Here is a 13,963-nt window from a genome sequence, read left to right on the forward strand (position 1 = left end):
GCCCGCCCCGGCACTCAGGGGGCCGCCGTCGTCGTCCACGTGCGCAAGCCCACAGCTCGGGTCCACGCCGCGTGCACGCCTGCCTACCAGAGGGTGGGGACGGGCCCCACGATCCGCTCGTGGAGGCCCAGCGCCGAGACGTCCGTCAGGGACGCCACCTGGTCGATGACCACCCGCAGCCGCGCCGTGTCGTCGGGGGCCTCCCGCCAGTCGGCGGCGAACATCGGTTCCAGGAGGCGGTCCCCGGCGGCGTGGATCCGTGCGACGAGCGAGGCGAGGATCTCCCGCTGGCGTTCGTACAGGGGCTGGCGGTGCTCCGTGGTCATCACGTAGGTGGTGGCGAGGCCCTTCATCACCGCGATCTCCATGCTCGTCTCCTCCGGCACCACCATCTGCGCGTTGTACCGGGTGAGGGCGTCGGGACCGTAGATGGCACGGGTGGCCTGCATCGCGTCGAGGCAGAAGCGGCCGATCAGCTGGCTCGTCATGTTCTTCAGCGCCGCCATCGACCGCCGGGTACCGTCCGCCTCGCGGACCCACACCGGGGTGGCCTCGAGGCGGGCCAGCGCGGCGTCGACCGCGGCCGGGTCGCTGCCGGGGAGGTACCACTGCTGCGTGTAGCCCACCACCCGCGCCCGCGCGTCGGCACTGTCCATCCACCGCAGCTGCAGGTGCCCCGCGACGATCGCGTCCTCCACGTCGTGCACCGAGTAGGAGATGTCGTCGGCGAGATCCATGACCTGCGCCTCGAGGCACGACCGGGCCTCCGGGGCTCCCGTGCGCAGCCAGTCGAAGACCGGGAGGTCGTCCTCGTAGGCGCCGAACTTCGTGGTGCGCTGGCCGCTGATGACGGGCGCCGACGCCGCGGTCCACGGATACTTGCAGGAGGCGTCGAGGCTGGCGCGCGTCAGGTTCAGGCCGGCCGGGCCGCCGTCGGCCTGCGTGACCTTGGGCTCCAGCCGGGTGAGCAGGCGGAGCGTCTGGGCGTTGCCCTCGAAACCACCGATGGCGTGGGCGATGTCGTTCAGTGCCGACTCCCCGTTGTGCCCGAAGGGCGGATGACCCAGGTCGTGGGCGAGGCAGGCCGTGTCCACGATGTCGGGATCGCACCCGAGGGTCCTGCCCAGCTCCCGCCCGACCTGGGCCACCTCCAGCGAGTGCGTCAGGCGGGTGCGGACGAAGTCGTCGGTGTCCGGAGCCACCACCTGCGTCTTCGCCCCGAGTCGGCGCAGCGCCGAGGAGTGGAGCACGCGGGCCCGGTCACGCTCGAAGTCGGTGCGGTGCAGGCTCTTGGGCGGCTCCTGCACCCAGCGCTCGGTGTCGGTGGCGCTGTAGGCGGTCGCTGCTGGTTCGGGGAAGCTCATGGTGCCTTTCTGCTGAGACAGCGTGGCTCTCGGGACGGGCGGCGCGGGCAGGTCAGCCGCCGGACACGTCCACCTCGGCCGCGGCGATATCGGCCTGCTGCGCGCTGTCGAGCACACGCGCCTCGAGCCAGTGCTCGGGCAGGGCGGTCCGCTTCGGGGATCCGGCACGGCCTCGCGGCCCCTCGGCGTCCTGTCCGGGGTACGGCGAGTCCCTGTCGAGCTCGTCCAGGAGCCCGCGCAGCACCTCGAGCGTGGGCACGGCCGCCAGCCCGGCCCGCAGGTCCCCGCCCACGACATAGCCCTTGAAGTACCAGGCCATGTGCTTGCGGATGTCACGCAGGCCCATCATCTCGCTGCCGAAGGTCTCGACGAGGAGCTCGGCGTGCCGGTAGACCGTGTCGGCGACCTGCCCGAGCCCGGGCCGGAAGCGGTCCGAGCTGCCCTCGAAGGCATTCATGAGATCACCGAACAGCCACGGCCGGCCCTGGCAGCCGCGACCGATCACGACGCCGTCCACGCCCGTTTGATGCACCATGCGGACAGCGTCCTCGGCGCTCCAGATGTCCCCGTTGCCGAGCACGGGGATGTCCGGCAGGGCCTCGCGCAGCTCAGCGATGGCGTCCCAGTCGGCCTGCCCGGAGTAGAACTGCGACGCGGTGCGGCCGTGGAGCGCGACGGCGGCGACTCCGCTGTCGCGGGCGATCCTGCCTGCCTCCCGGAAGGTGAGGTGGTCCTCGTCGATCCCCTTGCGCATCTTGATGGTCAGCGGGACACCGCCCCTGGAGGCCTCCCGGACCGCGGTCCTGACGATGCCGGTGAACAGGTCGAGCTTCCAGGGCAGCGCTGCTCCCCCGCCCTTGCGGGTGACCTTGGGTACCGGGCAGCCGAAGTTCAGGTCGATGTGGTCCGCGCGGTCCTCCTCCACGAGCAGGCGGACGGCGGCACCGACGGTCTTGGGGTCCACCCCGTAGAGCTGCACGGAGCGGACCTGCTCGTCGTCGTCGTGGGAGATGATGCGCAGGGACTCGGGGCTGCGCTCCACGAGCGCCCGCGACGTGACCATCTCCGAGACGTAGAGACCGCCCCCGTACTCACGGCACAGGCGGCGGAAGGCCTTGTTGGTGATGCCCGCCATGGGAGCGAGGATCACCGGTGTGTCCACGGTGATGTTCCCGAGGGTCAGGGGCGGAAGGTCCAGCTTCAGGGCGCCCCCGGCGCCGGCTGAGGGGACTCCGGGGTCGGCGGGGACCGGGACGCCGGACTGGGCGGGAAGGGTCGATACTGCACTCACTCCTCCATTGTCGCAAGCAGCCGCAAATCCGTGGACCCCACCGCAGAAGGCGCCGGTGGCACGCGGGTGGCCGGCAGGAGGGTAGAAAGGACACAGGCGCACAGGGGACCACCGTGGGGCCGTCGAGGGACGAGGGAGCTGGACATGGGCTGGAAGCCGCAGCAGAACGACCGCATGTACCGATTCGTGGTGTACGCCGGCAAGGTGGTCTTCGGGGCCCTGCGCCTCCCCGTCCGGGCCACCGGGACGGAGCACCTGCCGCCCTCCGACCCGCTCGACGGCCGATCGCGCCGGGCGGTGCCCGGGCACGGCGCCGTCGTGGCCATCACCCACTTCGGCTACCTGGACTTCGCCTTCGCCGAACTGGTGCTCTGGAACCATGCACGCATCCAGGCACGCTTCATGATCTCGAAGCGCGCGGCCGACCACTGGTTCGTCAGTCCGTTCGTCTTCGGACTCGGTCACGTGGTGACGAACCGCTCGGACGGTGCCGAGGCCTACGACGGCGCCCTGGCCAAGCTGCGTGCGGGCGAGTACGTGGCGGTGGCGCCCGAGGCGGGCGTCTCACGCAGCTACACCGTGCGCACGCTGAAGACCGGAGCGGTGCGGCTCGCCGCGGAGGCGGGCGTGCCCGTAATCCCGGTCTCGGTGTGGGGTGCGCACCGGCTCCTGAGCCGCGGGCACGGTTTCTCGCTCCGGCGCGCCTGGAAGTCGCCCGTGCGCCTCCATGTCGGCCCGCTCCTGCACCCGGCGCCGGGCCTCGATGTCGCGGAGGAGACCGGGAGGCTGCGCCGCACACTCCAGGAGGGCATCGAGACCTGCATCGCCGACTTCCCGGTGACACCGCAGGCGGGCTCCTGGTGGATGCCGGCGCACCACGGAGGCGGCGCGATGACCGAGGACGAACGGGACGCCGCCGACATCATGGACAGGAAGGCAGGCCGGCACGACCGCGGCTGAGCGCCGTCGTGCCCCGACCGGGTCAGCCCGTGGCGACGACGAGCGTCTGGTCCCCCGCGACGTGGGCCGTGCCGGCCGCGAGCAGGGGGTCCACGACGGCGACGAGCGCCTCCATCGAATCGTCCAGTTCCAGCCGGACCGGGTACTGGTGGACGAGCATGGCGAGCAAGGTGGCCACCGCGCCCTGCTGTTCCGGTGCCGCCAGCGCCGTGTCGTAGCCGATGAGGACATCCGCGGGGTCGTCCGTCCGGGCCTGCGTGTAGCTCACGGCGAACGCGGCGATGGTCCCGCCGTCGGTCCTCGGCTTCTCGCGCAGCACGACCGCTCCCCCGGCGCCGCTCGTGTCGGCCAGGAAGAGCTGCTGGGCGCGTCCCAGACTCAGGTCCGCGCGGTCCCATGTGTGGACGGCCTCGTAGAAAGCGGCCAGCGCCCGTGTGAGCTCCACGGAGCCGGTGGCCGCTTCCTCGAGCTGGGGACCTGCGGCGTCGTCGAACGCCGAGGGCGCCAGGGCACCGGGTGAGACGACGACGTGGCGGGAGCGCTGCAGCGTCACCAGTCCCAGTGCCTCGGCGAACAGGGCGCCGCTGGTGTGGGGCGTGACCTTCGAGCGCAGCGTCGTGACACCGGTGGGCGAGCCGGCGGCCTCGTGCTGGAGCATCGCGAAGAGGGTGGACCCGATGCCGGTGCGCCTGTGGTCCGGGGCCACCTCGAGGTAGCACCAGAGCCGGTCGGGATGGAGTGCGGCTCCGTAGACGCAGCCCGCCGCGACGGGCACGCCCTGGTCCACCACGGTGATGCAGCGGTTCCACGGGGTCTCCGAGGAGGGCTGGAACGAGCCGCGGAACTGCTCCACCGTGGCCGATTCCGGACCACCCCAGAGTTGGATGAGCTCGAGCTCGTCGCCGTCCTGCCAGGGCCGGTACTCGAGTGCCATCAGGCCCCGATCAGGCGTGCGGCGAGGTATCCCTGCACCTGGTCGAGGGCCACGCGCTCCTGCGTCATGGTGTCGCGTTCGCGGATGGTCACGGCCTGGTCCTCGAGGGTGTCGAAGTCGACCGTGATGCAGAACGGCGTCCCGATCTCGTCCTGGCGCCGGTACCGCCGGCCGATGGCGCCGGCGTCGTCGAAGTCGATGTTCCAGCCCCTGCGCAGTTCCGCTGCGAGCTGCTTCGCCTTCGGGGAGAGCTCCTCGTTGCGGCTGAGCGGGAGGACCGCGGCCTTGACCGGCGCCAGGCGCGGATCCAGCTTGAGCACGGTGCGCTTGTCCACGCCGCCCTTCGAGTTCGGCGCCTCGTCCTCGGTGTAGGCGTCCACGAGGAACGCCATGAAGGAGCGCGTGAGCCCCGCGGCCGGTTCGATCACATAGGGCGTGTAGCGCTCGTTGGTCGCCTGGTTGAAGTAGCCCAGGTCCGTCCCCGAGTGCTTCGAATGGGTGGACAGATCGAAGTCGGTCCTGTTGGCCACGCCCTCCAGCTCGCCCCACTCGGAGCCCTGGAAGCCGAAGCGGTACTCGATGTCCGTGGTGCCCTTCGAGTAGTGGCTCAGCTTCTCGAGGGGGTGCTCGAAGAGGCGCAGGTTGTCAGGATCGATACCGAGGCCCGTGTACCAGGAGAAGCGCTCGTCGATCCAGTACCGGTGCCATTCCTCGTCGGTGCCGGGCTCCACGAAGAACTCCATCTCCATCTGCTCGAACTCACGCGTGCGGAAGATGAAGTTGCCGGGGGTGATCTCGTTGCGGAAGCTCTTGCCGATCTGGCCGATGCCGAACGGTGGCTTCTTGCGCGCGGTGGTCAGGACGTTGTTGAAGTTGACGAAGATGCCCTGTGCGGTCTCGGGGCGCAGGTAGTGCATGCCCTCCTCCGACGCGACGGGGCCGAGGAAGGTCTTGAGCAGACCGGAGAACTCCTGCGGCTCGGTCCAGCGCCCCTTGGTCCCGCAGTTGGAGCACGTGATGTCCAGCAGCCCGTTCTCGGGTGCGCGGCCCTTCTTCTCCTCGTACTCCTCCTCGAGGTGGTCGGCGCGATACCGCTTGTGGCAGGAGAGGCACTCCACGAGCGGGTCGCTGAAGACGTCCACGTGGCCGGAGGCCTCCCAGACCTGGCGCGGCAGGATCACGGCGGAATCGAGCCCGACGACGTCCTCGCGGCCCCGCACCATGGTCTGCCACCACTGCCGCTTGATGTTCTCCTTGAGTTCCGCGCCGAGGGGCCCGTAGTCCCAGGCCGAGCGGGATCCGCCGTAGATCTCCCCCGACTGGAAGACGAAGCCGCGCCGCTTGGCGAGGGAGATGATGGGGTCGAGTGCCGACTTGGCTGCTGCCATGGGTTGTCTCTCCAGTCCTGGGCAGGCCGCTGGGTGCGGTCCGCGGGGGTCGTGCGCTTCGGAAGGGCCCTCCGCGAGGGGCCGAAGACACCGGTCAATCCTAGCCGCTCCGTCCTGCGGCCCACGGCTGCCGGTGGGTCGCGGCTCAGGGTCCCGGCTCGGGGTCCCGGCTCAGGGTTCCTTTTCAGGGACGTCCGGGAGGCAGCAGGGACCGGCGCGGCCAGGGCAGGGTGGTGAGGACGATCGCCCCGAGGGTCAGCAGGGTCCCGGCGACGGTGGCGAACGCCACGATGGTGCCGGGTGCGGGGAACACCAGATCCAGCGCGAGCGAGCCGATGAGCTGCCCGCCGATCATGCACAGCCCGGTGAGCAGCACGCCGAGACTGCGCACGAGCAGCGCTCCGAGGCCGATGAAGATGCACCCCATGGGGCCTCCCAGGTAGTACCACCACTGGGTCGGCAGGGGATTCGCGGCTCCCGCGACGGCCGCCTTGATCAGCCAAGCGGGCAACAGGACCAGCGTGCCGGCGACGAAGTTCACGAGGGTCGCGGCGAGCGGGGTCCCGTAGTGCACAGACGCCGTCCCGTTCATGGCCTGCTGGAAGCTCAGCAGGACACCCGCGGCGATCGGGAGCAGCACCGGGAGCAGCCAGTCGGAGACCTCCCCGGCCGCACCGAAGCGTGGCGAGACGGCCCACACCACGGACAGGACCGTCAGGGCCACCCCGATCACCCGCATGGGGGTGGCTGCACGTCGGCCGCCGGGTCCGATGCCTGCCCGGTCCACGAGGATGCCGCTCAAGGACTGCCCCATGACGGCCGCCACGGTGAAGAGCGCCACCCCGAGCAGTCCGATGGTCAGTGACTGGGTGAAGACGAAGAACGCTCCGATCGCACCCGCGGCGACGTAGTAGGGCGGGAAGCGGCGTTCGCGGACGGACGGGAGGATCTGCCGCGCGCCGGCCCGGGCCCGCGGCAGCACGAGGGTGATGAGGAGCATGAGGACGAGCCCGGTACCGAAGCTGATCAGGGCCGCCGCCAGGCTGTCGTCGAGCCTGAGACCCAGCGCCCCGTTGATCCGGCCCTGGACGGGAATGGCCAGGCCCGCGACGAGGGCCAGGGGGAAGCCGACGGCGGGGGGAAGCGGGGACGCGGCAGACACCAGTACAGCCTAGGGCGCGGGCTCGGGCATCATGGACAGCATGAGCGACGACGCATCCAGCACAGACCTGTCCATCCGGGACGACATGATCCGGCTCGGCCAGCTGCTGAAGCTCGCCTCGCTCGCGGAGGACGGCGTCGAGGCCAAGGCCCTGATCGACAACGGCCTGGTGCAGGTCAACGGCGAGATCGAGGAGCGCAGGGGCCGCCAGCTCCACCCGGGTGACACGGTCGGCGTGAACGGCGTGACGGTACGGATCGTCCGCGGCTGACGGGCGCGGGATCGCGGCGGATCGCGTGATTCGACTCCGAATTCAACTCACGGATTCAGTTCCGGATTCAGCTCACGGATTCAGCTCACGGATTCAGTTCCGGATTCAGTTCCGGACTCAACTCCGAATTCAACTCCGGAGCGTGAGGGTCAGGAACTCCCGGACGTGGGCGAGCTCGCGCTGCGAGATGCTGTGGAACATGTTCGAGTAGAGGATCTTCGTGAGCCGGGTGTGCGCGGTCAGCCAGGCGTGCGTGGTCTCGATCATCTCGGCGGAGATCACCGGGTCCTCCTGGTCCCGTCCCCAGAAGAACGGCACCCGGGCGGCGGCCGCCTCGTCGTCGCGGAAGAAGCCGTGACCCGCGGCGGGGATGCAGTAGCCCGAGAGCCCCACGACGCAGGCGAAGTCCCGCGGGCGGTGGCGGAGCAGCGAGGTCGCCACCGCCATGCCCTGCGAGAAGCCCAGGAGGCTCACGCTCGCATGGGTACCGCGCACGCCGTCGAGCCATGAGGCCACGGCTCCCACACTCTCCACGACGCGCTCCACGGAGTAGTCGGGCTCGTCCGGGAGCGGGAACCAGGAGAAGCCCGGCCCGGCCGGCCGCGGAGCCCGCAGCGAGGCCACGGTGAAGTCCTCCGGCAGGTGATCGGTCAGGCCCATGAGGTCCTCCTCGTTCGCCATGTACCCGTGGAAGAGCACCAGCAGGGGCGTACCCGGGCGCTCCTCCTCGGGCCTGGACCAGAGGACCACCGGGTCCCGGGAACCGGAGGAGGACGCGGCCGTATCGCGGGTGGTATCAGTCATGCCACCCATCTTGGCATCCATCCCGACACACGGCAGGCACACGGCAGGCACACGCAGCGCCGACGCCGGCCGTGCGGGGGTGGTGCGGGGGTGGCCCGGAGAGCGGGCCGGGTCGGAGAATGGAGGCATGGAACCCTCGATCGCCCCGACACCCGAGCAGGACGACGCCGCGCCCGCCCCGGACCGCGGCACGACCACGGCGGAGCTGAACGCCGGATCGCACCCCTGGCACCGGTTCGTGGCCCTCGGCGACTCCTTCACCGAGGGCATCGGAGACCCCGATCCCGGCAGCACGGGCGGCCACCGGGGGTGGGCCGACAGGGTCGCGGAGGAACTGGCGCGGGGGCAGGAGGACTTCGCGTACGCGAATCTCGCCGTGCGTGGCCGGCTGCTGCACCAGATCGCCGACCAGCAGGTGGCACCGGCGCTCGCCCTCCGACCGGACCTGGTCACCATCTCGGCCGGCGGCAACGATCTGCTCCGCCCGGGCGGCGACCCGGATCTGCTGGCCGCCGGGCTCGACGACGTCGTCGCCACCCTCGCCGCATCCGGCGCCACCGTGGTGCTCCTGACGGGCCCGGACGTCCGCGAGACGGTCCTGGGCGGCCTCCGTTCCAAGACCGCCATCTACAACGAGAACCTGCGGACCATCGCTGCCCGCCACGACGCGGTGATCGCCGACATGTGGGCGCTGCGCCAACTCATGAATCCGCAGATGTGGGCTCCCGACCGCCTGCACTTCTCACCGCTGGGGCACCACACGATCGCCCTCATGGTGCTCGACACGCTCGCCGTGCCGCACACGCTCGACCCGCTCGAGCCGAACGAGCCGGCACCGCGGACCTGGCGTGCGGCACGCGCGGAGGACCTGGTCTGGGCCCGCGAGTACTTCGTACCCTGGGTGCTGCGGCGGATCAGGCGGAGGTCCTCCGGCGACGGCGTGCTCGCCAAGCGTCCGGACGCGACGCCGGTCTTCGGCCCCGGGATGCCACCGGGAACCGCGCACTGACCGACCCCGCCCCGCCGGCGAGACAGCAGAACGGACCGGTCGGCACTGTGCCGACCGGTCCGTTCTGCCGTCTCGAGGGGTCCGTCGAGCGGAATCCTCAGTTCCCCAGCGAGACCTCGTCGTTGGCGACGGCGTCGGCGCACTCGCTGAGATCGGGCCCGGGCTTGAAATCCACGAACTGCGGCTTCAGCTTCTCGAAGAGGAACTCGTAGACCTCGTCGCGGGTCTTCCCGTCCATGGTCTCGGCGGCCTCGCGGACGGCGTCCTGCAGCGCCCGGTCGGCGTCGAGCAGGATCTTGTCGCGGGCTTCCTGGTTCCAGCCAATGGTGCTCAGTTCCATGAACAGCTCCTCATGATCGCGGGTGGTCGGTCCGGTACTGCGGACCCGCCTGCCGTCCATCAGTAAGCAGGCTTAGCTCCAAGACTAGAGGCGGGCTCCGACAAACCCAACCGTCAGCGCTCCCGCGCGAAGAACGCGGCCCGCAGGGCGCCGTCGAGCTGGTGGATCTCGGTCAGGAACGCGTCGTGGCCCATGACGGAGCGGATCAGATGCACCGGCACCGTCCCGGGCAGCGCCGCCGCCAGCTCGCGGGACTGCTCCGGGACGTACAGGCGGTCGGTGTCCACCGCGGCGACGAAGAAGTCCGCTCTCGCCCCTGCCAGGGCCTCGGCCAGACTGCCCCGCCCGCGAGCGGCGTCGTGGCTCATGAGCGCTTCGGTGAGGACCACGTAGCTGTTCGCGTCGAAGCGGCCAGCGAGCTTCGCGGCCTGATGATCGAGATAACTCTCCACGCGGTAGCGGCCACGCTCCGCGGGCAGCACGGCGCCGAGGACCTTCTCGTCACCCTGTTCCGAGCGGCCGAAGCGCGCGTGGAGCTCCCGCTCCGACCGGTAGGTGATGTGGGCGATGCGCCGGGCGAGCCCGAGACCGCTGCTGGGGGGCGGGCCGCCGTAGTAGTCGCCGCCGTGGTACGCGGGATCGAGGCGGATCGCCTGCACCTGCGCCTGGGCGAACGCGATCTGTTCGGCCGAACTGGCGGAGGTGCAGGCGATCACGGCGCAGCGCCGGACGCGCTCGGGATACAGCAGCGCCCATTCGAGCGCGCGCGCTCCGCCCATCGACCCCCCGAGGACCGTGTGCCAGCTCCCGACGCCGAGCAGGTCGGCGAGGAGCGCCTCGGCGCGGACGGAGTCACGGATGGTGACGAAGGGGAAACGCGAGCCCCAGGGCCGGCCGTCGGGTGCCGGGCTCGAGGGCCCCGTGGAGCCGTAGCACCCGCCCAGCATGTTGACGGAGACCACGAAGTACTCGTCGGTGTCCACGGTCCGCCCGGGGCCGACGAGCGTGTCCCACCAGCCCTCCTCGTCCGCGGTACCTCGTGCCACGTGGGTGCTGCCCGTGAGCGCGTGCAGCACCAGGACCGCGTTCGAGGCGTCGTCGTCGAGCTTCCCCCACGTCTCGAAGGCGAGCCGGACGTCGGGCAGCTCGCCCCCGGTCTCGAGGGCCAGCGGTCCGAGCTGCGCGGTCCGCAGGTGCCCGTCCTGCGGGTCGCGCGGCCGGGGGGACCCGCGCCGCAGCGGCGCGGGCGGGTAGGTGGTCATGGCCTGCACCAGTCAGGCGCTCTTGGCTGCCCGGAACCCGGCGTCGAGATCGGCGAGGATGTCGGCGATGTTCTCCAGCCCCACGGACAACCGGACCAGCCCCGGCCGCACTCCCGCCGCGAGCCGGGCCTCGGCGTCGAGCTGGCTGTGCGTGGTGGACGCGGGGTGGATGACGAGCGAGCGGACGTCCCCGAGATTGGCCACGTGGGAGTGCAGTTCGAGGGCGTCCACGAAGCGCTTGCCCGCCTCGATGCCGCCCACGATGTCGAAGCCGACGATCGCGCCGATACCGTTGCGCCCGTAGGTCCTGCCGCGTTCGTACCACGGGCTCGAGGCCAGTCCCGCGTAGGAGACCCGCTCGACGTCGTCGTGCCCCTCGAGCCATTCGGCCACCGCGACGGCGTTCTGCACGTGGCGCTCCATGCGCAGGCTGAGCGTCTCCAGACCCTGCGCCACGAGGAAGGCGTTGAACGGCGAGAGTGCCGGTCCCAGGTCGCGGAGCAACTGGACCCGTGCCTTGAGGATGTAGGCGAGATTGGCGCCGAGCGCGCTGCCCACCCCCAGGTCCCTCGCGTACACCAGTCCGTTGTACGTCTCGTCCGGGGTGTTCAGGCCGGGGAACCGCTCCGGGTCCTGCGCGAAGTCGAAGTTGCCGGAGTCCACGATGACGCCCGCGATCACGGTCCCGTGGCCGCCGAGGTACTTGGTGGCCGAGTGGACCACGATGTCGGCACCCCATTCGATGGGGCGGACGAGATAGGGGGTGGCCAGCGTGTTGTCCACGATCAGCGGCACCCCGTGCTCGTGGGCGACGGCGCTGATGCCCTCGATGTCGAGCACGTCCTGCCGGGGGTTCGAGACCGTCTCGCCGAAGAACAGCTTGGTACGGGGCCGGACGGCCCGGCGCCACTGCTCGAGATCGTCCGGGTCGGCCACGAAAGTGGTCTCGATGCCGAACTTCCTCAGGGTGTGCTTGAAGAGATTGTAGGTCCCACCGTAGAGACTCGGGCTGGCCACGATGTGATCGCCCGCCTCGGCGATGTTCAGGACGGCCAGCAGCTCGGCGGCCTGCCCGGAGGCGACCAGCAGTGCACCCGCCCCGCCCTCGAGGCTGGCGATCCTCGTCTCCACCGCCTCCTGGGTCGGATTCCCGATGCGGGAGTAGATGGGGCCCAGCTCGGCCAGCGAGAACCGGTCCGCCGCACTCTCCGCACTCGGGAAGACGAACGACGTCGTCTGGTAGATGGGCAGCGCTCGCGCTCCCGTGGCCGCGTCCGGCTCCTGGCCGGCGTGGATCTGGCGGGTCTCGAACGACCAGTCGTTGCTCATGGTGCTCCCTGTCTCGAAGGGGCTCCACCTCGTCCGGGACCCGGGCCGGTGGACGCCGCTCCAGGAGACCGGACCCCGGAGGAGCCCGCGCTTGCCCGACGCCGATGGACGGCGGACCTGGTCCTCACCCGGGGCACCCCACCGCGGTTGGAGGGTTGCCGGCCAGCAAGCCGGGGCTGTGTGCTGGCACTCATGACCTGCCACCATGAGAACCCATGCGGCCCGATCGGGCAACACTGTGACGTCGGATGAAGACCGGGACCCGGCCGGAGGGCGCCGCCTCCGTTTAGGGCACCCTAAGTCGAGACGCACATCACTTAGTGCCAAGATGACGGCATGAGACTGGACCACGTTTCTTTTGCCTGTGAACCCGATGGACTTGCTGCAACGGCGGAGCGGATTGCGGCCAAGCTCGACATGGAACCCGTGAAGGGCGGTGTGCATCCGCGCTTCGGGACCCGCAACATGATCTTCCCGCTGGTCAACGGCCAGTACCTGGAGGTGGTGGAGGTCCTGAACCACCCGGCGTCGGACAAGGCGCCCTTCGGGCAGGCAGTGCGCGCCCGGTCCGAAGCGGGCGGCGGCTGGATGGGCTGGTGCGTCGCCGTGGACGATCTCGCCCCGTTCGAGGAGCGCCTGGGCCGCAACGCCGTCCCCGGCAACCGGAAGTTCCCGGACGGCCAGGAACTCTCCTGGCAGCAGATCGGCATCAAGGGCCTCATCGCGGATCCGCAGGTGCCCTATCTGCTCCGCTGGGACGACGGCACCGATCCGCTGCATCCCTCGAAGGCGCGTGACGCGTCCGTAAAGCTCGACTGCCTCACGATCGCCGGCTCGTCGGAGCGCGTCACCGAGTGGCTGGGCACGGACGTCGAGGAGACGCTCGACGGCGTCCAGGTGCAGTGGATCGCCCCGAACGGGACACCCGGCATCATGTCGGTGGTCTTCGAGACGGGTGACCGCCGCGTCGAGATCTGACGCGCGCTCGCCGTAGGGCCCCTCAGCCCCCGATGCCGATGGCCGGGCCGAGCAGGGCGAAGCCGACGAAGCCCGTGATGTCGATCAGCGCGTGCGCGATCACGAGCGGCAGCACGCGGCGGGTCCGCGTGTAGAAGTAGGCGAACAGGAGTCCCATCAGCACGTTGCCGATGAACGGGCCGAAGCCCTGGTAGAGGTGGTAGCTGCCCCGCAGGACGGCACTGGCCAGGATGATCGCCGGGGTGGACCACCCGAGCTGGCGCAGCCGGACGAACAGGTACCCCACCACGATCACCTCCTCGAGCACCGCGTGCCGGAGCGCGGACAGGACGAGGACCGGGATGGTCCACCAGTAGGAGTCGAGGGCCGCCGGGACGAGGGCCGTGGTGATGCCGAGGGCACGGCCCCCGCGTAGACCCCGAGGGTGCCGACGCCGACGATCGCCGCGAGCCCCACCCCGAAGGCGATGGTGCGCACGGGCCTGTCGAGGGTGAGACCGAGCCTGCGGACGGCCGGGGTCGACTGTCCGCTGAGCAGGAGCAGCACCAGGGCCACCGGCACGAGCGCGAACACGATCCCCAGGAGTTGATAGGTGAGATCGAAGTACGGGCGCTCGTCCAGCACGGGGTTCAGGGTGGTGGTCTGACCCGCCAGCGGACCGCGGGAGAGTTTCTCGAGGAGCCGCACGATCGCATAGACACCCGACTGCCCGAGGGAGAGCCCGAGGACGATCAGCACCTCGGCCGTGATCACCCGCCTCGGGATGCCTGTCCCCGTCGGTACCGGGCGGTCGCTGATCGGGGCGGGCTCGGCGGGCATGGCGCCATCCTGCCAGTGGTCGGCGGGGATTCCCAGTCACCCCGCCGACCGG

The 13,963-nt window shown here is 70.5% G+C and carries 13 protein-coding genes, 1 pseudogene and 1 riboswitch; of the genes and pseudogenes, 4 read left to right on the forward strand and 10 right to left on the reverse strand.

All coding sequences use genetic code 11. The features are described from left to right. Positions 1–83 precede the first annotated feature (83 nt). Both Q0747_RS07855 and dusB read right to left on the reverse strand, forming a co-directional pair. A complete protein-coding gene (locus Q0747_RS07855) occupies positions 84–1,364 on the reverse strand; it encodes a deoxyguanosinetriphosphate triphosphohydrolase (protein WP_298253325.1) in 1,281 nt (426 codons plus the stop codon). 52 nt (positions 1,365–1,416) lie between these two features. Further along, entirely contained in the window at positions 1,417–2,568 is a 1,152-nt protein-coding gene (dusB, locus tag Q0747_RS07860; protein WP_298253751.1) for a tRNA dihydrouridine synthase DusB, read from the reverse strand. A 231-nt stretch (positions 2,569–2,799) separates the two neighbouring features. Here dusB and Q0747_RS07865 point away from each other — a divergent pair, with 231 nt between their 5' ends. Continuing rightward, on the forward strand, positions 2,800–3,615 hold the full coding sequence (locus tag Q0747_RS07865; RefSeq protein ID WP_298253327.1) for a 1-acyl-sn-glycerol-3-phosphate acyltransferase: 816 nt from the start codon (positions 2,800–2,802) through the stop codon (positions 3,613–3,615). 22 nt (positions 3,616–3,637) lie between these two features. Here the strand turns inward: Q0747_RS07865 and Q0747_RS07870 are convergent, their stop codons facing one another. The 3 genes from Q0747_RS07870 to Q0747_RS07880 form a co-directional block, all read right to left on the reverse strand. Next, positions 3,638–4,549, reverse strand: coding sequence for a GNAT family N-acetyltransferase (locus tag Q0747_RS07870; RefSeq protein ID WP_298253329.1), 912 nt, complete (start codon positions 4,547–4,549; stop codon positions 3,638–3,640). Next, the gene (locus Q0747_RS07875; protein WP_298253331.1) at positions 4,549–5,937 is read right to left on the reverse strand and encodes a glycine--tRNA ligase; all 1,389 of its coding nucleotides are present in this window, start codon (positions 5,935–5,937) and stop codon (positions 4,549–4,551) included. Before Q0747_RS07875 ends, Q0747_RS07870 begins: the two co-directional genes overlap by 1 nt. A gap of 184 nt (positions 5,938–6,121) precedes the next feature. Beyond that, positions 6,122–7,099 carry a DMT family transporter gene (locus Q0747_RS07880; RefSeq protein ID WP_298253334.1) on the reverse strand — a complete coding sequence of 326 codons (978 nt, stop codon included), beginning with the start codon at positions 7,097–7,099 and terminating at the stop codon, positions 6,122–6,124. 40 nt (positions 7,100–7,139) lie between these two features. On the opposite strand from Q0747_RS07880, the gene Q0747_RS07885 reads away from it, so the two are divergent. Beyond that, a complete protein-coding gene (locus Q0747_RS07885) occupies positions 7,140–7,370 on the forward strand; it encodes an RNA-binding S4 domain-containing protein (protein WP_298253336.1) in 231 nt (76 codons plus the stop codon). Between the two features lie 129 nt (positions 7,371–7,499). On the opposite strand, the gene Q0747_RS07890 is transcribed toward Q0747_RS07885, so the two are convergent. Further along, positions 7,500–8,174, reverse strand: a complete 675-nt coding sequence (locus Q0747_RS07890; RefSeq protein WP_298253337.1) for an alpha/beta hydrolase — start codon at positions 8,172–8,174, stop codon at positions 7,500–7,502. Positions 8,175–8,301: 127 nt separating this feature from the next. On the opposite strand from Q0747_RS07890, the gene Q0747_RS07895 reads away from it, so the two are divergent. Next, positions 8,302–9,183, forward strand: coding sequence for an SGNH/GDSL hydrolase family protein (locus tag Q0747_RS07895; RefSeq protein ID WP_298253339.1), 882 nt, complete (start codon positions 8,302–8,304; stop codon positions 9,181–9,183). A gap of 97 nt (positions 9,184–9,280) precedes the next feature. Here the strand turns inward: Q0747_RS07895 and Q0747_RS07900 are convergent, their stop codons facing one another. The 3 genes from Q0747_RS07900 to Q0747_RS07910 all read right to left on the reverse strand — a co-directional run bounded on the left by Q0747_RS07900 (position 9,281) and on the right by Q0747_RS07910 (position 12,114). After that, entirely contained in the window at positions 9,281–9,523 is a 243-nt protein-coding gene (locus Q0747_RS07900; protein ID WP_298253340.1) for a hypothetical protein, read from the reverse strand. A 113-nt stretch (positions 9,524–9,636) separates the two neighbouring features. Beyond that, positions 9,637–10,785 carry a homoserine O-acetyltransferase gene (locus tag Q0747_RS07905; RefSeq protein ID WP_298253342.1) on the reverse strand — a complete coding sequence of 383 codons (1,149 nt, stop codon included), beginning with the start codon at positions 10,783–10,785 and terminating at the stop codon, positions 9,637–9,639. 12 nt (positions 10,786–10,797) lie between these two features. Further along, positions 10,798–12,114 carry a bifunctional o-acetylhomoserine/o-acetylserine sulfhydrylase gene (locus tag Q0747_RS07910; protein ID WP_298253344.1) on the reverse strand — a complete coding sequence of 439 codons (1,317 nt, stop codon included), beginning with the start codon at positions 12,112–12,114 and terminating at the stop codon, positions 10,798–10,800. Positions 12,115–12,196: 82 nt separating this feature from the next. Next, positions 12,197–12,312: riboswitch (SAM riboswitch) on the reverse strand. Between the two features lie 138 nt (positions 12,313–12,450). On the opposite strand from Q0747_RS07910, the gene Q0747_RS07915 reads away from it, so the two are divergent. After that, on the forward strand, positions 12,451–13,092 hold the full coding sequence (locus Q0747_RS07915; protein ID WP_298253345.1) for a VOC family protein: 642 nt from the start codon (positions 12,451–12,453) through the stop codon (positions 13,090–13,092). 22 nt (positions 13,093–13,114) lie between these two features. On the opposite strand, the pseudogene Q0747_RS07920 reads toward Q0747_RS07915, so the two are convergent. After that, positions 13,115–13,911 (reverse strand): annotated as a pseudogene (locus Q0747_RS07920) (CPBP family intramembrane glutamic endopeptidase). Positions 13,912–13,963: the final 52 nt, after the last annotated feature.

Source organism: uncultured Arthrobacter sp., from assembly GCF_947493765.1.
In the GTDB taxonomy this organism is placed as follows: Bacteria; Actinomycetota; Actinomycetes; order Actinomycetales; family Micrococcaceae; genus Arthrobacter_D.